The 19,368-nt window shown below is 62.2% G+C and carries 25 protein-coding genes; 16 read left to right on the top strand and 9 right to left on the bottom strand.

All coding sequences use genetic code 11. The annotated features are described in order from the left end of the window. The coding region (locus VII69_13230) for a hypothetical protein (protein ID HEY5096072.1) at nt 1-467 on the top strand (467 nt) is incomplete at its 5' end. A gap of 5 nt (nt 468-472) precedes the next feature. On the opposite strand, the gene VII69_13225 is transcribed toward VII69_13230, so the two are convergent. Continuing rightward, nucleotides 473-886, bottom strand: coding sequence for a DUF309 domain-containing protein (locus VII69_13225; GenBank protein HEY5096071.1), 414 nt, complete (start codon nt 884-886; stop codon nt 473-475). Nucleotides 887-907: 21 nt separating this feature from the next. Here VII69_13225 and VII69_13220 point away from each other — a divergent pair, with 21 nt between their 5' ends. Continuing rightward, nucleotides 908-1,711, top strand: a complete 804-nt coding sequence (locus tag VII69_13220) for a creatininase family protein (protein HEY5096070.1) — start codon at nt 908-910, stop codon at nt 1,709-1,711. 132 nt (nt 1,712-1,843) lie between these two features. Here the strand turns inward: VII69_13220 and VII69_13215 are convergent, their stop codons facing one another. Continuing rightward, nucleotides 1,844-2,416, bottom strand: coding sequence for a hypothetical protein (locus VII69_13215; protein ID HEY5096069.1), 573 nt, complete (start codon nt 2,414-2,416; stop codon nt 1,844-1,846). Continuing rightward, nucleotides 2,413-3,096, bottom strand: coding sequence for a cytochrome c biogenesis protein CcdA (locus tag VII69_13210; protein ID HEY5096068.1), 684 nt, complete (start codon nt 3,094-3,096; stop codon nt 2,413-2,415). The genes VII69_13215 and VII69_13210 overlap by 4 nt, the downstream gene beginning before the upstream one ends. Nucleotides 3,097-3,150: 54 nt before the next feature. On the opposite strand from VII69_13210, the gene VII69_13205 reads away from it, so the two are divergent. The 4 genes from VII69_13205 (at nt 3,151) to VII69_13190 (ending at nt 5,502) form a co-directional block, all read left to right on the top strand. Then, nucleotides 3,151-3,384, top strand: coding sequence for a BolA/IbaG family iron-sulfur metabolism protein (locus tag VII69_13205; GenBank protein HEY5096067.1), 234 nt, complete (start codon nt 3,151-3,153; stop codon nt 3,382-3,384). Nucleotides 3,385-3,397: 13 nt separating this feature from the next. Further along, nucleotides 3,398-3,730 (top strand): glutaredoxin domain-containing protein, encoded by a 333-nt coding sequence (locus VII69_13200; GenBank protein HEY5096066.1) that lies wholly within the window; start codon nt 3,398-3,400, stop codon nt 3,728-3,730. A gap of 162 nt (nt 3,731-3,892) precedes the next feature. Beyond that, nucleotides 3,893-5,287 (top strand): SpoIIE family protein phosphatase, encoded by a 1,395-nt coding sequence (locus VII69_13195; GenBank protein ID HEY5096065.1) that lies wholly within the window; start codon nt 3,893-3,895, stop codon nt 5,285-5,287. Beyond that, the gene (locus VII69_13190; protein ID HEY5096064.1) at nt 5,284-5,502 is read left to right on the top strand and encodes a hypothetical protein; all 219 of its coding nucleotides are present in this window, start codon (nt 5,284-5,286) and stop codon (nt 5,500-5,502) included. Before VII69_13195 ends, VII69_13190 begins: the two co-directional genes overlap by 4 nt. 291 nt (nt 5,503-5,793) lie before the next feature. Here the strand turns inward: VII69_13190 and VII69_13185 are convergent, their stop codons facing one another. The 3 genes from VII69_13185 to VII69_13175 are packed head-to-tail and all read right to left on the bottom strand — an operon-like array spanning nt 5,794 to nt 9,061. Then, nucleotides 5,794-6,858 (bottom strand): XdhC/CoxI family protein, encoded by a 1,065-nt coding sequence (locus VII69_13185; protein ID HEY5096063.1) that lies wholly within the window; start codon nt 6,856-6,858, stop codon nt 5,794-5,796. Next, the gene (locus VII69_13180) at nt 6,855-8,150 is read right to left on the bottom strand and encodes a VWA domain-containing protein (protein HEY5096062.1); all 1,296 of its coding nucleotides are present in this window, start codon (nt 8,148-8,150) and stop codon (nt 6,855-6,857) included. The genes VII69_13185 and VII69_13180 overlap by 4 nt, the downstream gene beginning before the upstream one ends. Beyond that, nucleotides 8,147-9,061 (bottom strand): MoxR family ATPase, encoded by a 915-nt coding sequence (locus VII69_13175; GenBank protein HEY5096061.1) that lies wholly within the window; start codon nt 9,059-9,061, stop codon nt 8,147-8,149. Before VII69_13175 ends, VII69_13180 begins: the two co-directional genes overlap by 4 nt. An 85-nt stretch (nt 9,062-9,146) precedes the next feature. Between VII69_13175 and VII69_13170 the strand changes: the two genes are divergently transcribed. The 5 genes from VII69_13170 to VII69_13150 all read left to right on the top strand — a co-directional run bounded on the left by VII69_13170 (nt 9,147) and on the right by VII69_13150 (nt 11,884). Further along, nucleotides 9,147-9,683 carry a TlpA disulfide reductase family protein gene (locus VII69_13170; GenBank protein HEY5096060.1) on the top strand — a complete coding sequence of 179 codons (537 nt, stop codon included), beginning with the start codon at nt 9,147-9,149 and terminating at the stop codon, nt 9,681-9,683. 28 nt (nt 9,684-9,711) lie between these two features. After that, complete coding sequence (locus VII69_13165) at nt 9,712-10,392, top strand: hypothetical protein (protein ID HEY5096059.1); 681 nt, start codon at nt 9,712-9,714, stop codon at nt 10,390-10,392. Nucleotides 10,393-10,537: 145 nt separating this feature from the next. Further along, entirely contained in the window at nt 10,538-11,146 is a 609-nt protein-coding gene (locus VII69_13160; GenBank protein ID HEY5096058.1) for a hypothetical protein, read from the top strand. A gap of 166 nt (nt 11,147-11,312) precedes the next feature. After that, nucleotides 11,313-11,492, top strand: a complete 180-nt coding sequence (locus tag VII69_13155; protein HEY5096057.1) for a hypothetical protein — start codon at nt 11,313-11,315, stop codon at nt 11,490-11,492. Then, complete coding sequence (locus VII69_13150) at nt 11,489-11,884, top strand: hypothetical protein (GenBank protein HEY5096056.1); 396 nt, start codon at nt 11,489-11,491, stop codon at nt 11,882-11,884. The genes VII69_13155 and VII69_13150 overlap by 4 nt, the downstream gene beginning before the upstream one ends. Here the strand turns inward: VII69_13150 and VII69_13145 are convergent. Continuing rightward, nucleotides 11,871-12,278, bottom strand: a complete 408-nt coding sequence (locus VII69_13145; protein ID HEY5096055.1) for a hypothetical protein — start codon at nt 12,276-12,278, stop codon at nt 11,871-11,873. The two genes, VII69_13150 and VII69_13145, sit on opposite strands and share 14 nt — an antisense overlap. Further along, nucleotides 12,275-13,336 (bottom strand): P-loop NTPase, encoded by a 1,062-nt coding sequence (locus VII69_13140; protein HEY5096054.1) that lies wholly within the window; start codon nt 13,334-13,336, stop codon nt 12,275-12,277. The genes VII69_13145 and VII69_13140 overlap by 4 nt, the downstream gene beginning before the upstream one ends. Nucleotides 13,337-13,478: 142 nt before the next feature. Here VII69_13140 and VII69_13135 point away from each other — a divergent pair, with 142 nt between their 5' ends. The 5 genes from VII69_13135 to VII69_13115 are packed head-to-tail and all read left to right on the top strand — an operon-like array spanning nt 13,479 to nt 18,266. After that, nucleotides 13,479-14,759 carry a branched-chain amino acid ABC transporter substrate-binding protein gene (locus tag VII69_13135; protein ID HEY5096053.1) on the top strand — a complete coding sequence of 427 codons (1,281 nt, stop codon included), beginning with the start codon at nt 13,479-13,481 and terminating at the stop codon, nt 14,757-14,759. A 7-nt stretch (nt 14,760-14,766) separates the two neighbouring features. Continuing rightward, nucleotides 14,767-15,699, top strand: coding sequence for a branched-chain amino acid ABC transporter permease (locus VII69_13130; protein ID HEY5096052.1), 933 nt, complete (start codon nt 14,767-14,769; stop codon nt 15,697-15,699). A 10-nt stretch (nt 15,700-15,709) separates the two neighbouring features. Next, nucleotides 15,710-16,789 carry a branched-chain amino acid ABC transporter permease gene (locus VII69_13125; GenBank protein ID HEY5096051.1) on the top strand — a complete coding sequence of 360 codons (1,080 nt, stop codon included), beginning with the start codon at nt 15,710-15,712 and terminating at the stop codon, nt 16,787-16,789. After that, a complete protein-coding gene (locus VII69_13120) occupies nt 16,789-17,550 on the top strand; it encodes an ABC transporter ATP-binding protein (protein HEY5096050.1) in 762 nt (253 codons plus the stop codon). Before VII69_13125 ends, VII69_13120 begins: the two co-directional genes overlap by 1 nt. Further along, nucleotides 17,547-18,266, top strand: coding sequence for an ABC transporter ATP-binding protein (locus tag VII69_13115; GenBank protein HEY5096049.1), 720 nt, complete (start codon nt 17,547-17,549; stop codon nt 18,264-18,266). Before VII69_13120 ends, VII69_13115 begins: the two co-directional genes overlap by 4 nt. Before the next feature lie 107 nt (nt 18,267-18,373). Here the strand turns inward: VII69_13115 and VII69_13110 are convergent, their stop codons facing one another. Then, on the bottom strand, nt 18,374-19,360 hold the full coding sequence (locus VII69_13110) for a YncE family protein (GenBank protein HEY5096048.1): 987 nt from the start codon (nt 19,358-19,360) through the stop codon (nt 18,374-18,376). Between the last annotated feature and the right edge of the window lie 8 nt (nt 19,361-19,368).

The following is a 19,368-nucleotide window of genomic DNA, read 5'->3' as shown; positions in this document are numbered from 1 at the left end:
CGTGCACCCCGATCGCCGTGGAGACGACCAATTCGGTCTATTCAGAAAAAGCGCTTGCCGGCGACTTCTTTCAATTCCAAACCATCAACTCTGTCACGTATCACGATCGCATCGTGCTAAAGCCGCACACCATCGGCTGGGGCATCGTCACCGTGGCTTCGCCGGCCGCCAAGGGCGGACGCGCCGGATCTCTCGTGATGGAGCCGCTTTATTTTCTCTTGCCCGACGGACGAAAACTGGGCGTCGCTCTCGATCACAACTCGTCGGACCTGCGATCGGCGGGAGCGTCCAACAATCTCCCAGGCTACCTCGGCGCCATTCCAGTCGTCGGCGTCGGCGTCGTGGTCGGTGCGTTCGATTATTTCCACCACGGTAAGGACATCACGGTACCAAGCGGGACGATCTTCGCCGTCTTTCCGAGCAACGACCCGGTGGTGTCGAAATGCAGGAAGCCGATCAAGCCGTAAACCGTTCAGCCGATATGCGGACGCTGGGCGATGAGCGATTCGGAATCGCTGTTGCCGGCTTCGCGCTGTAGCCGGCGCGCGTAGGCGGCCATTTCGGTCAGGTCGACCGAGGACGGTGCAGCACCCGCGCTATCGAATCGCGCCAGGCATCGATCGAGCATCGTTTTCGCGCCGCGCACGTTCGCCCGCGTCAGATGATGCAACGCGGCCGCCAGCTGGATGAGCGCCTGCAAGCCGGGGTCGCGCTCCCGGATCCACCGGGGTTCGAGTGTCTCGTGGGCTTCGAAGAATCGCGCATCGTTCCAACATGCTGCGTATGCGGCCATATCCGGTTCCATATCTCCGCTCACGGCACGTGTGGTTCGGCGCATCTGGACGAGCGCCTTGCGGCCGGCGGGCTCGAATAGGGACCGCGACATCCGACGCGAACGTCGAACGCCATGACCTCCTATCGTTATGGTGAGCTCACATGGCCTCAAGTGAAAGAAGCAGCAGCGGCGGGCAAGGTGGCCGTCGTTCCGGTCGCCACGATCGAAGATCACGGGTTGCACTTGCCCATCGATACGGATCTGCGGCTCTGCGCTGAAGTGTGCGAGCGCGCCGTCAAGGAGGCTGCCGAACGCGCCGTGCTGGTCCCGCCCATCAACCATGGCTACAGCCCGCATCACATGGACTTCCCAGGCGCGCTCACCATCGGCGCCGACACGTTCATCAAATATGGCGTCGACGTCTGCCGGAGCCTGACCCATCACGGCTTCCGGCGGATCCTCATCGTCAACGGCCACGGCAGCAACACGCCGTTCGTCGACATCATCGCGCGGCTCACCGTCGTGGAAACCGGCGCGCTCGTCGCAGCGGTCAACTATTGGAACGCACCCGGCGTGCACGAAGCCGCGGAATCGCTACGCGAATCCGACCGGATCGGCGGCATGAATCATGCCTGCGAATTTGAGACCTCGATATACCTCGCACTGCGGCCCGATCTCGTCGACATGTCCAAGGCGGTGCGTGAGCTTTCCCACGAAGCCACCAAGAATTACTGGACGGATCTGGTCGGCGGCGACGGACCGCTGGTCATGATGGAGCATTGGAGCGCGATTTCAAAGACGGGCGTCATGGGAGACCCCACAAAGGCCAGCGCCGAGAAAGGCGATAGACTGCTCGCGGCGGCCACAGACGGAATCGTGGAGCTCATCGATGAGATCCACGCACGGCGGCCGGCGCAGCGCGTGGATCACCACTGAAATTTTCCGTCGGAGGGTGAGCAGAGCCGACCCATTTTTGTAGGACGGTGAGCATCGCTCACCTATTTTTTGGGCAAGCGATGCTTGCCCTAGTACGGCTTGCCCTAGTACGGACGGAGGGACGAACGAACGCTACGTGCGCGGGGCGTATTTTTTGATCGCGATGCGCGCGGTGGTGTAGTTCGGGTCGAGCGCGAGCACGATTTTCCAATAGCCGATCGCCTGCTTCGCGTCGCCCAATTGCAGGGTCGACCAGGCGGCATAATCCCACGCGAACTTGTTGGACGGATCGATTTTCACGCTGTCTTGGCAGGCGGCCAACGCATCTTTGAAATCGTGCCCCTGCTCGTAGTACGTTCGGCACAGCAGAAACGGCAAGACAGCGTTCTTTGGGTTGGCCGCAGCGCCGTTTGTGAATGTGGCGACCGCGCGATCGTGCACTTCGCGGCTGGCGCGTCCGTTGATCATGTAGAGTTCGCCTAGCCCGATCCAGCCCTCGGGCACGTTTGCGTCGATGTCGATCGCGCGTTGATAATAGTGTTTTGCCATGTCGATCGAGAGCATGCGTTCGAAGCTGACCCCGCGGTAGTACGCGGAAAATGCGAAGACCGGCCGGAACAAGATGTATCCCACGACCAGAACGATGACGAGGATGATCCAGCGGTCGTACGTGCGGATGACGTACGGTCGAACTTCTTCTATCATGCGATCACGGCGAAGAACATCGCGAGGAACACCAGCACGTAGCCTGCGCCCATCTCGGCCGCGAGCTGCCACTTCTTGACGGCAGGATTGTTAGTATACCAAGGGGCGAGCATGCCGGCGAACAGCACCGGTACGCCATGGCCGATGCCGAACGCCAACATCAGCGCAGAGCCGAGCAGCGCTTTGCCTTTGAAGGTCGTCACTGCGAGCGCCGCGATCATGAAAGGCATCGCATCCGGCGCGATGAGAAACGCAAAACCGAAGCCGAGCAGAAATGCGCCGGTGGCGCCGTGCGACACGATAGGCAGGTCGGGCATCTTCCACGGCAACTCCACGAGCCGGATCATCGATAGTCCCATGAGCAGGCACAACGCCGCGGTGAAGTAGTAGAGAAATCCGGTCACGCTCAAGAGTTGACCGAACGATCCGGCAAGTGCGCCGACGCTGGTGTATACGGTGCAGATGCCCAGGATAAAAGCGAGCGAAAGCAACGCGGCGTGCGTGATCGTCTTCGACTCGCGACCGGCGAAATTGACGATGGCGACCATGCGCGGTACGCTGGACGGACTGAGGCTGCTGAGCACCCCGCCCAAGATCATAAGCGCCACGGCCAGCCCGAAGTTATCGCCGATGGCGTCGCCCAGTTTGTCGGTGACCGCGTAGATGTTGGTATAGTCCACTCGCCTGAAGTTATCGGCAAGACTGGCTTGGCTCTTCAGCGAAACAGCCAAACGATGATAACCCACGAAGAAATCGAGACGCTGATCCGGGAAAAACTGCCCGACGCCGTAGTGCAGGCGCACGACCGCACCGGTACGCTGGACCACTACAATCTGACAGTGGTGTCCCGCGAGTTTACGGGCATGCCGCTGCTCGATCGGAATCGTCTCATATATACCGCGCTCGGCGAGGCGCTCAAAGACGGCAGTCTGCATGCCGTCGAGATCAAGACCGGCACACCCGCATGAGGAGCTTCCGTCCATGACACCCGAAGTGAAACAAGCCATCGAAGACGACATCAACGCGCACAAGATATTGGTGTACGGCAAGGGTACGAAGTCCATGCCGCGTTGCGGCTTCACCCTCGAGACCATTCAATTCTTCAACCAATTCGGCTATCCGTTCGAAGTCGTCGATGCGCTCGCCGATCCGGCAAAACGCGAAGGGCTCGTCGAGATGACCAATTGGCCTACATTGCCGAAAGTGTTCATCGACGGAAAGTTCTACGGCGACACCGACATTCTCGGCCCGATGCATGAAAGCGGCGAGCTGAAGACCGTGCTCGAGTCGGCGTTCGCTGAAGTCAAGACCTGACCCGCGTAGCTCGCAGCATTTGGATCTCGTCGTCGCGGCGCACTGCGGTGCCGGTGTTTGCATTGGGAGGCCGCGGTTCGCGCGGCGACGAAGCGTCCACCTTGGAATGGGTGCCGACCTTAGAGCGTCGGACCGTTGCCTTTTCCGTCAGCGATCAACACATTGCGCGATTTCGTAGCCGTCAGCCGTTCATTCATGACATCGTCACGGTCTCTGCGGGGCCGTTCCGGCGGCTCTTTCACTGCGGTCGCAATCCTGGCGTTTGCCCTCATCGTTTCCGTCGTCGGTTCCTACATTACGTACAAGGAGCTGAACGCCGCGTTTCAACGTCATAGCGCGATCGACACCGCGACGGAAGATTTGATCACACTCTACCGCATGCAGATAGACGAAGAGACGGGAATCCGGGGCTTTCTCGCAACCGGACAAGACGTATATCTCGAACCATACTACAAAGCGGTACAGCAATTCAGGCCGAAATTCGAAGAGTTGGAGCAGCTCAATCGCGTCGTGGGGTTCCAAGCCGAGCTTCCGCTCATCGACGATCTTCGCTCCATGAACGAGTCTTGGGAACGCAGTGTGGCTACCGTGCTCATCGCCCACCCAAATGCGCCCGATTCTCTCCAGTTGCTCGCACACGGAAAGCTCTCGCTCGACCAAATGCGCGGGGATTTCGATGCGCTGGGCACGCTCTACGCATCCGAGAGCAAATCATCCGAAGACGCGGCACAATCGCTGCTGCGGCGCTCGGTGTTCTCCACATCGGCCTTGATCTTGTTGTTCGGCGCGCTCGCCATCGTCGCCGATGTCGTGCGATCGCGCACGCAGGCCGCGCTGGAGCGCGAGCGCGTGGTCGCGGACACATTGCAACAGGCGTTTCTCAGCGGTTGGGATTCGCTCCCATACGTGCGCATCGGCACCGCCTACGTGTCGGCTACGCGCGACGCGGCCGTGGGCGGAGATCTTTTCGACGTGTATAGGCTCGACGAGCACCGGTCGAGCGTGCTTGTCGCAGACGTCTCCGGCAAGGGACTCAACGCCGCCGTCGAGACCGCGCGCGTCAAGTATTCCGTGCGCTCCTTCGCGGAGGAGAATAGCGATCCGGCGGTCGTGCTCGCGAAATTCAACCGGGCGTTCGCGCGTTCTGCGGCCGATCCGGAATCTTTCGTCACGGTGTTTCTCGGCATCCTCGACGATCGCGACATGTCACTCTCATTCGCAAGCGCCGGCCACGCCCAGTCGTTCCTTCGGCGCGGCGAGGATGTCCGGCGCCTCGAGGTCACCGGCCCGGTGATAGGCTTGGCGCCGACATCGGAATTCACCACCGAACGAATCGTGTTGAAGTCGGAAGATATGCTCGTGCTCGCCACGGACGGATTGACAGAAGCCCGCAACCATGCCGGCGAGCTGCTGGGCGAAGAGGGCGCCGTGCGCTGGATCCGCGCCGGCAGCCGCGACCCCGACCGTTTCGCAGCAGATCTCGTGGCGCGCGTGACGAAATACGCGGGCGGACGCATCGCCGACGACTTCGCGCTCCTCGTCATCAAAGTTGCATGACCGCACGATGCGGCCTGGCGTGTGAGGATTGTGGCGAAGTCGTTTGGGTCAGCCAGGGCGTGACGCATCTGCGTTGGCTGCGCGACCGGGAGCACGTCGCGCGCGAAGTGGCCGAGCATTCGGCGTCAGGACTCGATACGTGGATGGTCGAGGGATTGGCATTCATCACCGAACACCAGGGGCACAGCGTGTCGGTGATCTCCGAGACGAACTGATCCACAAATAAGAAAGAGAGCGAATCGTTTCCGTTTCGCTCTCCGTCAGCCTATCGAAGCTTAGCGCTTCTTGGCCTTTTTCTTGGTCTTCGTAGCGGCCTTTTTCGTGGTCTTCTTCGCCGCCTTCTTCTTAGCTGCCATTTGTGCTCACCTCCATCCTGCGGAGCAATGGGGTGCGCTCATACTGAGCTCGGAGTTCTTAATTCGCTCATACGTTCGAACGAACCCTCTTTTTATGACGGCCTTGTGAAAAAAAATTTTGACGCAATTTTTCGCGCGATCTGCGCGGGATCAGGAATGTATGCTCGGCTCGATGCGATCGCGTAATGCTGCACCGTGATGTCCGTACTTCGTCGCGATCATCTCGGCGAGTATCGCGACGGCGATTTCTTCCGGCGATTGCGCGCCGATGTCGAGTCCGATCGGTCCGCGCACTCCGTCGACCGCGTCGCGCGAGAAGCCCGCTGCGAGAAGGCGCTCTCGTCGCGCGGCGTGCGTCTTCTTGCTACCGATCGCGCCCACGTAGCGCGGATGCGCGCGCAGCGCGAACTCGAGCGAAGGATCGTCGAACTTCTCGTCGTGCGTGAGGATCGCGACGTATGTGTGCTCGTCGAGCGTCACGTTTGGCATCTCGTCCTCGGGCCAACCCACAAGGAGCGCGGCGGCTCTGGGAAACCGATCCCGGTTGTTCAAGCGCTCGCGTGGGTCGATCACGGTCACGGTGAAGCCCGCGTCGGCCGCCATCGCGCACAAGCACACGGAGATATGCACCGCGCCGACGATGATGAGGCGTTCGCGGGGCGCGACGACATCGATGAAGATGTCGCGGCCGGCGATGGTGACGGTCTTCGACATCCCGCGCTCGATCTGCGCGCGCGCTAGGGTCGCTAGTTCGGCGTCGAGGCCTGCGTCGCCGAGCGAACCGGTCATGCCGCCGTCGGCGAACACAACGGCCTTGGTAGCTGCATCTTTCCCACCGGCGGCAAGCGACGTGCAGAGCGCCGCATTCGCGCCGGGCGCGAAACAGCGTTCGAGGAGCGTCATGTCGGGCATCGGTTCGACGAGCACTTCGATCTTGCCGCCGCATGCGAGTCCTACATCCCACATCATCGCGCGATTGATGCCGTACGTGACAATGCGCGCCGAACTGCCTTCGTGCACGGCCCGCGCTTCTTCGGCGACGGCGGCTTCCACGCAGCCTCCGCTGACGGAGCCTTCAACGGCACCGCTCGCGGCCACGAGCATCTTCGCGCCTTCACCTCGAGGTGCCGAGCCGTCGACGCGCACGAGGGTAGCCATGACGACGCGGTCGCCGGCGCTGGCCCACGCCTTCGCGGTGGTGATCAGATCCCTCATCGGACGAGCACGACTGCGGGCGTTCCCTGCCGGCGCAGCGGTCTGCGATGATCGACCGTCTGCAGCAGCTGAGCGAGCTGGACGAGACTCTTGAGGTTGTTCGCGGGCAAGAAATCGTCGACGTACGGCAGCGCGGCGCGCATACCGATGGTCTGCGGGCGATAGCCCGCCGAGCCGAGCAGCGGATTCAGCCAGATCAAGCGGAATGCGCCGCGCTGCAAGCGCTGCATCTCCTTGGCGAGCAAGCGCACATCGCCGCGGTCCCAGCCGTCGCTGATGACGATCACGATCGCGCCGCGGCCGAGCACGCGACGCGCCCAGGTCCGGTTGAAGTGGAAGAGGCTGTCGCCGATGCGCGTGCCGCCGGCCCAGTCTACAACGCTGTCCGCGATCTCGTTCAGTGCGGCGTGCGTGTCGCGATGACGAAGTTGTCTCGTGACGCGCGTGATCCGCGTGCCGAAAACAAATGCTTCGACGCTGCCGACCGCGTGCCGGACGGTATGCACGAAGTGCAATAGAAGGCGCGAATACCGGTCCATCGAGCCCGATATGTCGCAGAGCAGCACGAGATCGCGGCGTTTGTTTTTGCGTCGCCGACGCCGAAGCTCGAGCACTTCGCCGCCGCGCCGCAGACTCACGCGTAAAGTGCGTCGTGCGTCGAACGAGCCCTTGCCGGAGCCGGACACCATGCGCCGCGTCCGTCGTCTGCCGAGATCCCATGCGCCGGGCCGCGTCAAGTCGCGCGCGCGGTCCAACTCCGCCGAACTCATCTGCGAAAAATCTTTCGAGTAAAGCCCTTCGGCGAATGAGTAGGTGTTCGACCGGTCGCCGTCAATCGTTTCGCCGCTATCCTTTGGACCGGCGCTGGCTCCGTCGTCGACGCGAGGCTCGCGAGCGGTGCCCGACGCCGGCATGCGCGTGGGATCGCCGGTCTCCGATTCGCCTTCGCGATCGACCGGTTCGTCGCGGTCGTGCGGCGCCCCGCCGGGGCTATCATCGCCGGTGCCGGCCGGATATGACTGGCCGTGCGCGCGCCAAAACTCATCGAACGCGATCTCGAAGCGCGCGATATCTTCCTTGGCGCGGACGAGAATAGCGCGCGCTGCGGATTTCACGTCCTCGCGGCTCTCGATCCCGACGCAGTCCAGGGCATTTGCCAAAAGCACCATGCGATCGGGCTGCACGCGAAAGCCGAGTGCGCGAAGCGTCCGCCCGAACACGAGCGCATTGTGCTGGAGCTTTGCAAAATCGCTGGGCCCGATGACCGCGTCCGCTCCGGTGATCTTGGTCACGTCGCGGCGACAGCCTTGCGCGCGCGCTCGACTCGTGCCGCCATGCCGCCCTCTTGCACTTTTTTCACATCTTCTTGATACTTCAGTAGGCACCCGATCGTGTCGACCGCAGTACGCTCATCGATTTCGCGCGCGCCGAGCGAGACGAGAGCCGCAGCCCAGTCGATCGTCTCTGCGATTCCCGGATGTTTATAGAACGGATCGGCGCGAAGGCCGGCGACGAACGCGCAGGCGTGCCGGGCGAGGCGCGCGTCGATGCCCGGCACCTTAGAGGATACGATTCGCGCTTCGCGCTCGATGTCCGGATAGTCGATCCATTGGTAGAGGCATCGCCGCTTCAGCGCGTCGTGCACTTCCCGCGTCCTATTGCTGGTCAGCACGACGATGGGCGGGGTGACCGCTTTGAACGTGCCCAATTCTGGCACCGTCACTTGAAAATCGGAGAGCAGCTCGAGAAGGAACGCTTCGAACTCTTCGTCGGCTCGATCGATCTCATCGATGAGAAGAACGCTTGCCTCTCCGCCCGAATCGTCGATGGCCTGGAGCAGCGGCCGCTTTATGAGAAAATCCGGTCCGAATATCTCGCGTTCCAATTCTGCGCGAGCGCCCGGCGCGGCACTTTCCGCCAAACGTATGTGCAAGATCTGCTTGGCGTAGTTCCATTCGTACAGCGCTTGGTTAGCATCGAGCCCTTCGTAGCACTGCAGCCGTATGAGCCGGCGGCCGAGGGCTGCCGATAGGACTTTTGCCACCTCGGTTTTTCCGACGCCGGCCTCGCCCTCCAAGAACAGCGGCTTTCGCAACGCGAGTGCGAGAAATATCGTGACGGCGAGCGGCCGATCGGCCATGTAGCGCCCGCGCGCCAACAGCGCTTCGACTTCGTCGATGGATGCGGGAAACGAATCGGACACACGTGCCGCTTCGCGGCGCAAGATGCTTACCCTATGGGCGCGACGCAAGGCAGGTCGGTTTGACGGGGGCGCTTAAGAGCAAGGCGTGACCCGATGGATTCTCGGCGGCCTCGCGGTTGCGGTCGCCGTTGTCGTTCTCACCGCCATGTTCGTGCCAAGCGACGTCGATCAGGACCGCAACACGCACCGGGGTCCGGCGCAAGTCATCGGTCAGGTCATGCCCGATCTCACGGTAGCCCGGCTTGGCGGCGGCGATATCGCGCTGAACGAACTTCGCGGCCACGACGTTTTGGTAAATGTGTGGGCCACGTGGTGTGGACCGTGCCGGCGCGAGATGCCGGCGCTCGAGCGTCTGGCAAGAGCGCAAAACGGCCGCTTGCTCGTCGTCGCGATCGACCAAGGGGAAGATACGACGGCGGTCAAGCCCTACACGCAACGATTCGGCATAACTTTTCCGGTCGGCCTGGATGCCGATCAGCAGGTGGGTACGGTCCTCCACATGGTCGGAATGCCGAGTTCATTTTTCGTCGACCGCGCGGGTGTTATCCGGGATGCGGTCGACGGCGAGATGACCTACGATACAATGAAAGTGAAAGCGCAAACCCTCGTCGCCGGGGGCTGACTTGCGCCGATTGAAAGGATTCGCACCAATGTCAGTGTTTTCTCCCGCGGCTCGTCTTGCGGCGCTCGCAGCGGCCACCGTCGCGGCCGTGGTCGTCGTCGGCGCGCAGGGCTGCTCGAAGAGCAGTGCGATTCCAGGCGTGCATACAACCCCCAGTCCTGGTACGACGCCCTCGCCGTCGCCGCTGCCGTCCGGCTCGCCCACGCCGACGCCGTCACCCACGCCGCTCTACTTCGTGGCTATCGCCTATGCCGTTGCGACCCCCACAGATGTACCAACCTTCGGACCTGTCGATGGAATGTCGCTCATCCCCGGCCCAGTGGTCAGCCCGACGGCTTCAGCGAACCCCTATTCCACGCCGGGCCCGTCGAGCATCATCGCCGTGAACGCGGGCCAAAAGATTCGTTTCTACAATTACGACGCGGATCCGCATACGGCGTCGAACAACGGCATCGATCCTATTCCGGGCGCCACGTGGCCAGCCACGTTCAACAACGTGAACGGCGCATCGAACTCGAGCGCACCGGGATCGCTCATTTCGGATACGACGTTTTCGACCGGCAATCTCATCGGCGGATCGCTGTTGGCGCCCACCGCCTCTGCGGACTATTTCACGGGCTCGCCGGGGATGTATTTCATGGCCGACTTCTATACGTACAATGCGGTTCCGCCGGCGGTACCGCTCCGCACGATTTTCATCGTTTTTTAAGCTCTAGTTCAAGCGATACACTGATGAGGAACGGCGCAACGCCGTTCCTCATTTAATTTTCTTTCACCGTCATTTCAGCCCGCCAAACTACGCTGACAAAGAACGCAGCGTGCGATTCGCATGCCGCTCGCTAGGAGAGTATGCCATGGATTTTAGATCCCTCAAGTTCGCTCGCATCGCGATCGCAGCCCTTGTGATCGGGGCCGCGACGGCCGCCGGTTGCGGCGGCGGTGGCGGCGGCGGAAGCGTCAGCGCGCCGGGTCCCGGTCCTCAACCGACCGTAAGTGCGGTTCCCGCGGTGCAGATCGTGTTGTTCGCGAAGAACGTCGGTCAGATCAACTCACCGCCGTTCGGCACGGTGCAAGGCTTCACGCAACAGAATTTTTCGCAGGTCCTCGGATTGGCGCCAGGCCAGCAGATCATGCTCACAAACGGTGATTCGGTCATACACACGTTCAACGTCTACTCGGTGTATCCGACTCCGCCGCCGGTCGGCGGCACTCTCGACACGACGAAGTCGGGCACGACTGTGCTCGACGCCGGATATCGCAGCGGTCCGATCAGCCCCGGCACGAGCGTCGGTCCATTGACGGTCACCAGCACGACAGGCAACCTGTTCATCGCTTGCGCGTTCCACTTCGGCAGCAACAACATGCAAGACGGAGTCGTGGTCCAGGTGGGCGCGACGCCGGGCCCGCAAGCAAGCGTGGCAAGCGGCGGCACACCTCCGCCGTGCAAGGGGCCATACTGCTAGAACAAAACATCGCTTAAATATTCAGGTAAGGGAAATGAAGCGGAACCGGCACATGCCGGCTCCGCTTCACGCTTGTTTCAGCGGCCGCCAGTAGGCTTGGTGAAGCGGGTGTGGCGCTACGCCCTGTCGCCGCACCCGCCCTCCTCGCTACGAAAGGACCGACTCGTTGACGCTCGATAAGACCCTCACCACGCTTAGGATCACCGGAATCGCATTCGCGACCACGGCTGCGCTCGCGGCCGCCGGCTGCGGAGGCGGTGGTTACGGCGGCTCATCCTACGGGATCAACAATCCAAATCCGACGCCGCGCCGTCCATCGCTCCCGGATCGCAAATCGTCGGCGTGAACCTCTCCGGCGAATCGGCGACGGTCGATCCGGCGTACGGCTCAGTGCTCGGGTATTTCAATTCGACCGGCACGATCGACACGACATCCGGAGTCGTCGCGCTTATCACTGCGATGCCCGCGGTCTTCCGGAACTTCGATGGCATTCCGCATACGGCTAGTTTTCTCGGGAATGCATCCGGCAACGGCGCGTCGTTTCCGCTTCACTTCAATGGAAGCGGCGCGGCCTCGCCGGCAAACACCGTTATCAGCACGACGAACTTCAGCTCGGGCACGCTCAACGCCGGATCGTCATCGCTCCAGTACAATTCGGGACCGCCCGGCTTTTATATGTTCGGATGCGCGTTTCACTACGACAGCAACGGGATGCGGACGGTCGTCATCGTCCAGTAGAGGACGCCGGACCATTCTTCACATCGGTCAACGTGATGCGGACCGTGCCGTCGGACATCTCGACGTGCACGGTCTTCGTCTCTTCCGGCAAGAAAATCGCGAAGGTGGCCTGCGACATCGCGTCGTTTCGCGCGGTATGCGTGCCTTTCGGCATGTGCGTGCCGTACCAATCTGCGACCACGAGATACGGGTCCGCACTCCGGTAGATGGCAAGCGCGCCGCTGCTCGCGCCGACCATCGACGCATTCGGGTAGACGGGTAAGCCGGCGATCGACGCGAGATGGGAATCGGATGAATCATGTGCCGAGCACGAAGCCACACTCAACCCGCCGGCAAGGGCGACCGCAAGTGCGAACGTCAGGGCACAGAATCGCCCGCGCACGATCGCGGTCATACGGCGGGCGCCACCGACGTGGGCGCTATTTTTGCGAAATTGCGGGCGAGCACGTCGTAGTCGTCCGATTCATACTCTTCGATGCGCCCCTCGTCGCAGAGCTGCGTCAGCACCGGATCGATGGGCAACTGCGCGAGCAGCGGAGCGCCGCTCTCGACGACGAGTTGGACGCCTTTGCTCGCGCCGAACAAATCGTAGCGCTTTCCAGTTTCCTTATCCGTGAAGTAGGCCATGTTCTCGACGAGACCGATCACGGGCGTGTCGAGTTGTTTCGCCAGCTTCAGCGCCTTGCTGACGATCATCGTCGCCAGACCCTGCGGCGTGCTGACCATGACCACACCGTCAACGGGGAGTGCTTGCAATACCGTCAGCGGAGCATCCGACGTGCCCGGCGGCAGATCGATCAACAGATAGTCGAGTATTCCCCACTCGAGATCGTTGTAAAACTGACGTATCGCGTTTGAGACCATCGGGCCGCGCCAGATGACCGCTTGATTCTCGCTATCGAGGATGAGATTCATGGACATCACTTGGATGCCGCTGCGCGAAGCCGGCGGATGCGGTTTCTTGTCTTCGCCTTGATACGGACGCGCATTGACGCCGAAGATCTTCGCCATGCTTGGGCCGGTGATGTCGGCGTCGAGCACGCCCACCGCGTAGCCGCGGCGCCGCAGCGCGACCGCGAGCAGCCCGGTGACGAGCGACTTTCCGACGCCGCCTTTGCCCGACATGATCGCAATCACGCGCTCGATTCCGGGCTTGCGCTGTTTTGCAGGGACCGTCCCCGGAATCGGATGACCGTGCCCGCCCGCGGCTGCCGACGGATTCGTCCTGGGTCGCATCGCGGGCACCGTGCCGTCGTCGGCGAATCGCTGCAGGTCGGCCATCAACGCCGGAAGATCGAGGCTGTGCACCGCCGCGCCTTGACGTATGGTTTCGCGCGTGGAAACGTGGCAGCCGGCGCATGGCAAACCGTGTGCGCCGAACACTTTTTCGGCGCCGAGGTACGTGTCGACGACTTCTCTGATGGTCGTATCGGCCGAAAGCGGCAATGCCATACTTTCTACTTCGCGCGTCCCGAAAAGGACCCTCCCCCCCTCTCGCGAAGCGTCGGAACGCTCACTTTTCTTATATTTTGTGCGCTTGCGGCTCTCGCGAAGGCGTCGCGACCGTTCTCATTGGTACGGGAGTGCTCACACAATGCTCGGCATCACCGTCGCGCACCGCGCGTCCATCGCCGCTCTGCTCGCCCTGACCCTAGGGGCGGCCGGCTGTTCGAACTCGAGCGGCGGCTCGAGCACCTCCGCGAGCGGCACGTCCGGCTCTTCGGGCGGGGCGCAGGGCACCGTCATCAAGATCGGCGCCGACCTCCCGATCTCGGGGGCCGACGCATCTGACGGCGTTCCCACCAAGCACGGCGTCGAGCTCGCGGTCATCGACGCGAATAAGCGGAACCTCGTGCCCGGCTTCACGCTGCAGGCCGACATCCTCGACGATGCGGTCAACGGCGTGCACGACCCCAATCAAGGGGCGAAGAACATACAAGCATTTGCCAGCGACTCGGCGGTCCTCGGCATCGTCGGCCCGTTCAACAGCAATGTCGCCAAGGCCGAGATCCCGCTCACGAACAGCCTCGGCATCGCGCTGATCAGCCCGTCGAACACCAATCCCGACCTCACAAAAGGTCCAAGCGCGCTCGAACTTCGGCGCTCCAACCCGCAAGCGATCACCTACTTCCGCGTGTGCGCCACTGATGACATTCAAGGCCCGGTCGGCGCCGACTATGCGTACAACGACCGCGGACTGCGCAAAGCATATCTGATCGACGACAACGAGACGTATGGACGCGGCGTTTCGGAAGCATGGGGCGATGAATTCACAAAGGATGGCGGGACCGTGCTCGCGCACGACCACATCACGAAAGGCCAACAGGACTTCCACGCGTTGCTCACGCGCGCGCAAGGCATGAATCCCGACGTGCTCTTTTATGGCGGCACGACTTCGACCGGCGGCGGGCTCGTCCGCAAACAAATGGGCGACAGCGGCATGGGCAGCGTCGCATACTTCGGTGCAGACGGCATTCGCAACGAAGAGTTTTTGCGCGTGGCGGGCACGACGGCCGACAACGTTTACGGTACGGTCGCCGCGGTGAACGCCACCACCATCCCGGAGGCAAAAACATTCCTCGCGGATTACCAGGCACAGTTCAACGTGCCGGTCGGATCGTATTCGGCGGCCGGCTACACAAGTGCGATGGTCATCATCCAAGCCATCGCCAAAGCCGTGAAGGAGAACGGCGGCAAGATGCCCTCGCGCGACGACGTGCTGCAGAACCTGCGGTCGGTCAAGCGCTTCGACAGCATCATGGGCCCGTTCGCGTTCGACGCCAACGGCGACACGACGAACAAGATCATCTCCATTTACGGCGCACGGAAAGACGTGTGGGTCTTCCTGACGCAGCGCAAGTTCGGAGCGAAGTAACGCCCTAGTGTTCGAGTTCCACAACTGCGCGCCTCAGTTCGTACAGCAGATGATCAACGGAGTCGCGCTGGGTGGGCTTTACGCGCTTATCGCGCTCGGCTATACGATGGTGTACGGCATCATCGAACTGATCAACTTCGCGCACGGCGACGTCTACACGCTGGGCTCGTTCATCTCGCTCTCCATCCTCGGGCTGATCCCGCTCTCCACGATTTCCAATCAGACCGAGCTTGCGCTCATCGCCCTTGTAGTGATCGTGTTGGCCGCGTTTTTGTGCGGCATCGTGGGCGTGCTGATCGAACGGCTTGCGTATCGCCGCTTGCGCAACGCGCCGCGGCTCGCGCCGCTCATCACGGCCATCGGCGTCTCGCTTATCCTCGAGAACATCATGCAGATCTGGAAGGGCAACTCAGAAGTGTCGTTTCCGCAGTTCTTGCCCGATAACTGGCATCAGATCGGCAGCGTGCGCTTCGATGACCGGTCGCTGCTCGTCGTCGTGGTCAGCCTCGTCTGCATGATCCTTCTCAATCTCTTCGTCTTCCGCACCAAGCTCGGCAAGGCGATGCGCGCCACCGCGCAGGACCGCGACGCCGCGCAGCTCATGGGCATCAACGTCAACTCCACCATCGCGTGGACGTTTTTCATCGGTTCGGCGCTAGCGGGTGTGGCCGGGTTCATCTCCGGCATGTACTACGGCACGACGTTCTTCCTCAATGGCTATCAAGCCGGATTGAAGGCGTTCACGGCCGCGGTGCTCGGCGGCATCGGCAATATCACCGGCGCCATGCTCGGCGGTTTTGTCATCGGCATCGTGGAGACGATGACGTCCGGTTGCATTTCGGATCAATGGTCCGAGGTCGCGGTGTTCGCGATCTTGATCCTCACGCTTGTGTTCCGGCCCAGCGGCCTGCTCGGCCAGCAATTGCCGGAGAAGGTGTGAGCACGCCGTGATGGACCGACGCGTCGAATGGCTGCCCTTCGGACTCTCGCGATATACGGGCAAGCAAGTGCTGGGAGGCGGCGCGATCGTCGTCGTGCTGGCGCTGCTGCCGTTCCTCGACTCGAACAGTTCGCACATCTCCGCGGTGGCCGACGCGGGCTATATCCTTTTGCTCGCGTTCGGTCTCAATATCATCGTCGGCTATACCGGCCTGCTGGCGCTGGGATTTGCCGCGTTTTTCGCGATCGGCGCCTATACGTACGCGTTCGTCGCGTCGCCGCAGTTCGGATTGCATTGGAGCTTCTGGGTCATGCTCGTCGTGAGCGCGGCCGTTGCCGCCGCGTTCGGCGTGATCCTCGGCGCTCCCACGCTGCGTCTGCGCGGCGACTATCTTGCGATCGTCACGCTCGGCTTCGGCGAAATCGTGCCGCAGCTGTTCCAGAACTTGGACAAGTGGACGGGCGGCCCCGACGGCATCGCAGCGGTCGACCAGCCGACGTTGTTCGGGTACAACTTCGGGTTCAATCCCACGCCGTATTACTACTTGTATTTCATCGTCATCTGCATCTGTCTGCTGCTGTTGACGAACTTGCGCTATTCGCGGCTCGGGCGGACGTGGATGGCAATCCGCGAGGACGAGCTCGCGGCCGAACACATGGGCATCAACACGACCACCGCCAAACTGCTCGCGTTTTCAATGGGCGCCGCATTCGCGGGCATTGCCGGCGTCATCTACGCCGCGAAACTAAGCACGATCAGCCCGAGCGGCTTCGACTTCAACATGTCGATCATGATCCTGGCCGCGATCGTCCTCGGAGGCATGGGTAATCTCTCCGGCGTGCTGCTGGGCGGCGGCATCATCGCGATGTTGAATTTCCTCATCCTGCCGCAGGCCTCCAATTGGGCGCACGCCATCGGGTCCCAGTTGAATGTCTCCTTCCTCATGTCGGTGGACCTCACGCAGTATCGCTTCATGCTCTACGGCATCATCCTCGTACTCGTCATGCTCTTCCGCCCCGAAGGATTGCTGCCGAGCGCCACGGTGCGAGCCGAATTGCACGACGTCGACAAGAGCCCGGAGGCCGCCTGATGGCACTGCTGTCTCTTCAGGGCGCGACGAAAAAGTTCGGCGGCCTCACCGCGGTCGACAACGTCACATTCGACGTGGAGGCGGGCTCGATCATCAGCCTCATCGGCCCGAACGGCGCGGGCAAATCGACCGTGTTCAATCTGATCACGGGCATCTATGCCCCGACCGCAGGATCGATCGTGTTCGATGGCCGCTCGATCGGCGGGTTGAAGCCGCACGTCGTGGCATCGCTCGGCATCTCGCGCACTTTTCAAAATATCCGGCTCTTCTCACACATGTCGGTGCTGGATAATGTTCTCGTCGGCCGCCACGCGCGAATGCGAGCGACGCCGTGGGATTGCGCGTTTCGCACTCCGTTCGCGCGCCGCGAGGAGAAGTCGTCCGAAGAAGCCGCCCAGGCCATGCTCGACTGGATCGGCCTCACGAGATTCACGACCGAATGGGCGCGCAATCTGCCGTACGGCATGCAGCGCCGCCTCGAGATCGCGCGCGCGCTCGCATCCGAGCCGAAGCTGCTGCTGCTCGACGAGCCTGCTGCGGGCACCAACCCGGCCGAGAAGATCGGTTTGATGAAGCTCGTGCAGGCGATCCGCGATCGCGGCGTGACGGTGCTGCTCATCGAGCACGACATGAAGCTTGTGATGGGGATCTCCGACTACGTGCACGTGCTCGACTACGGCGAGGAGATCGCGCACGGCAAGCCCGACGTCGTGCGCCACGATCATCGTGTCATCGAAGCGTATTTGGGCAAGGGCGCATGAGCGAGCCGCTGCTGGCCCTAAGCGGCGTCGAGACTTTCTACGGGCGCATCCAGGCGCTGCGCGGCGTCACGATCGACGTGCATGAAGGCGAGATCGTCGCATTGATCGGCGCGAATGGCGCCGGCAAGACCACCACGCTGCGCACGATTTCCGGTCTGATGAAGCCGGCGCGCGGCACCATTCGTTTCCGCGGCAAGGATCTTGCGCCGTTCGGCGCCGACGCGATCTCACGTATGGGTGTCGTGCATTCACCCGAAGGCCGCCGCATCTTTCCGCGGATGAGCGTGCGCGAGAATCTTGAGCTTGGGGCATTTGCACGTCACGACAGCGCCGGGATCAAGCGCGACTTGGCCGAGGTGCACGAGCTTTTCCCGCGGCTGAACGAGCGCATGGCGCAGCGCGGCGGCACGCTTTCCGGCGGCGAACAGCAGATGCTCGCCATCGCGCGCGCCCTGATGTCGGAGCCGAAGGTGCTGCTGCTCGACGAGCCGTCGATGGGGCTGTCGCCGATCTTCGTCGACACGATCTTCAATGTGATCCGCGACATCAATAAGCGCGGCGTCACTATCTTGCTCATCGAACAGAACGCACGAAAGGCTTTGCAGGTGGCCTCGCGCGGCTACGTGCTCGAGACGGGCGCCATCGTGAAGTCGGGCAGCGCGGACGCGTTGTTGAACGATGACGACGTGCGCAAGGCTTACCTCGGCGAAGACTAGTCGCTTTTTGTACTAGGGCAAGCCTGTACTAGGGCAAGCATCGCTTGCCCATGGGTGAGCGTTGCTCACCCTATTACAAAAACTGGCCCTCCCACAAATCCTGTTAGTTACGGTGGGGTGAGCTCCATGATGAAGTCGTCCTGGCGGCCGCCGTACGCGATCCAGACGTTGTGCATGGCGGGATCGGCCGTTATCGTGTGCGCATGTTCGGGCACCACCACATCGGCCAGCGCACTGAGGCCCGCGGTCGTCTCCTGCACCACCGACACGACGCCCGTGCCGCTCGCGCAATAGATGCGCATGGTGCCGGGATCGAACACGATCTGATCGACGCGCGGAGTCACTGGCGCTTGCGCGATGACCGTGCCGGTCTTCATATCGATCGCCACCAGTATGCCGTTGCTGCCGACGACGAACACACGGCCTGCCGCCGAGTCGACCGCCTGCCCGTGCGGCTCTGTTGCCGGCAACGTCGACCACGTGGCGGTCACGGTATTCGTGGCTGGATCGATGACCACAACCGAATTCGTGCTGACGATGTTCTGATAAAGCTTGTCGCTCACCGGATCGTAGTCCACGAACTCGGGGTCTTGCGGAATCGTCACGACCGGCCCCGGCTTATTCGTCTTGCCGTTGACCGTGAACACGCGAGTCCCATTGTCTTCGTCGATATACACCGTGTCGTTTTTCGGATCGAACGCTATGCCGTCGCCCGGGCCGGGCAGCTTTACTCTGTCGTTGAGCACCAAGTTGTCGCGGTCGACGACGGCGAGGATGCCGTCGCTCGTGCTGACAAAGAACTTGCGGTCTTTCACGTCCACGGCCGCGCCGTGCGCCGCGCCCACGATGATCTGACGGAGCAGCGCGCCGCTGTCGAGCTTGAAGACGTCCAGCGTGTGACTGCCGGTGTGCGCCACGAGCAGATAGCGGCGGTCGAGGTCCACGCTCAGATAGTCGAACGAGCCCGGCGACCGCGGCACGGTGATCGCCGGCTTCGCCAAAAGCGGCGCGGGGGTTGGGTCGGCGACGGCAGCGCGGGAGATTAGCGCAACGGCGTATAGCGCGCCGGCGAGAACGATGTGACGTGGGCGCATGCCGGTTC

This window comes from Candidatus Eremiobacteraceae bacterium (genome assembly GCA_036511855.1).
In the GTDB taxonomy this organism is placed as follows: domain Bacteria; phylum Vulcanimicrobiota; class Vulcanimicrobiia; order Eremiobacterales; family Eremiobacteraceae; genus JABCYQ01.
The sequence above is the reverse complement of the archived record's forward strand: the minus strand, read 5'-3'. Positions and strand labels throughout refer to the sequence as shown.

Coding starts and splice junctions, on each gene's coding strand:
- VII69_13205 (HEY5096067.1), top strand. CDS start 3,151: ATGATAACCCACGAAGAAATCGAGACGCTGATCCGGGAAAAACTGCCC.
- VII69_13135 (HEY5096053.1), top strand. CDS start 13,479: ATGCTCGGCATCACCGTCGCGCACCGCGCGTCCATCGCCGCTCTGCTC.
- VII69_13165 (HEY5096059.1), top strand. CDS start 9,712: ATGTCAGTGTTTTCTCCCGCGGCTCGTCTTGCGGCGCTCGCAGCGGCC.
- VII69_13225 (HEY5096071.1), bottom strand. CDS start 886: ATGTCGCGGTCCCTATTCGAGCCCGCCGGCCGCAAGGCGCTCGTCCAG.
- VII69_13110 (HEY5096048.1), bottom strand. CDS start 19,360: ATGCGCCCACGTCACATCGTTCTCGCCGGCGCGCTATACGCCGTTGCG.
- VII69_13200 (HEY5096066.1), top strand. CDS start 3,398: ATGACACCCGAAGTGAAACAAGCCATCGAAGACGACATCAACGCGCAC.
- VII69_13140 (HEY5096054.1), bottom strand. CDS start 13,336: ATGGCATTGCCGCTTTCGGCCGATACGACCATCAGAGAAGTCGTCGAC.
- VII69_13115 (HEY5096049.1), top strand. CDS start 17,547: ATGAGCGAGCCGCTGCTGGCCCTAAGCGGCGTCGAGACTTTCTACGGG.
- VII69_13145 (HEY5096055.1), bottom strand. CDS start 12,278: ATGACCGCGATCGTGCGCGGGCGATTCTGTGCCCTGACGTTCGCACTT.
- VII69_13125 (HEY5096051.1), top strand. CDS start 15,710: ATGGACCGACGCGTCGAATGGCTGCCCTTCGGACTCTCGCGATATACG.
- VII69_13220 (HEY5096070.1), top strand. CDS start 908: ATGACCTCCTATCGTTATGGTGAGCTCACATGGCCTCAAGTGAAAGAA.
- VII69_13120 (HEY5096050.1), top strand. CDS start 16,789: ATGGCACTGCTGTCTCTTCAGGGCGCGACGAAAAAGTTCGGCGGCCTC.
- VII69_13185 (HEY5096063.1), bottom strand. CDS start 6,858: ATGAGGGATCTGATCACCACCGCGAAGGCGTGGGCCAGCGCCGGCGAC.
- VII69_13215 (HEY5096069.1), bottom strand. CDS start 2,416: ATGATAGAAGAAGTTCGACCGTACGTCATCCGCACGTACGACCGCTGG.
- VII69_13160 (HEY5096058.1), top strand. CDS start 10,538: ATGGATTTTAGATCCCTCAAGTTCGCTCGCATCGCGATCGCAGCCCTT.
- VII69_13190 (HEY5096064.1), top strand. CDS start 5,284: ATGACCGCACGATGCGGCCTGGCGTGTGAGGATTGTGGCGAAGTCGTT.